Annotated in this window: 1 pseudogene; it reads right to left on the bottom strand. The window is 65.1% G+C overall.

The window, feature by feature from the left end:
* Positions 1–94 precede the first annotated feature (94 nt).
* Positions 95–393, bottom strand: a pseudogene (locus AC066S_RS39920) (flagellar type III secretion system pore protein FliP); the annotation flags it as partial.

Genomic DNA, 393 nt, shown 5'->3' with positions numbered 1-393 from the left:
CGCCAGCGCCGCCACAGCTCCGCTTCGTCTCCGGAGGCTGCCGCGCCGGCAGGCACGCACGGGGATTCGACGGAGCGCAGCATCGCAGAGGCCGTCAGTGGAAGCTGCCCACCAGGGCCTTGAGCAGCAGTCCCCAGCCGTCGATGAGGATGAACATGAGGATCTTCACCGGCAGGGCGATCGTGGTGGGCGGCATCATCATCATGCCCAGCGCCATGAGCACGCTGGAGACGATGAGGTCGATCAGCAGGAATGGGAGGAAGACCACGAAGCCGATCTGGAATGCGGAGCGCAGCTCGGACAGCATGAACGCGGGGATCAACTGCACGTTGCCGATGTCCTCCATCGAACGCGGCGGGGGCGCCTTCGACAGCTCCACCATCAGTGCCAGAT

It is taken from the genome of Bradyrhizobium sp. CFUWI (assembly GCF_056429085.1).
Note: the sequence above shows the minus strand (reverse complement) of the source record. Positions and strands in the feature narration are given on the sequence as shown.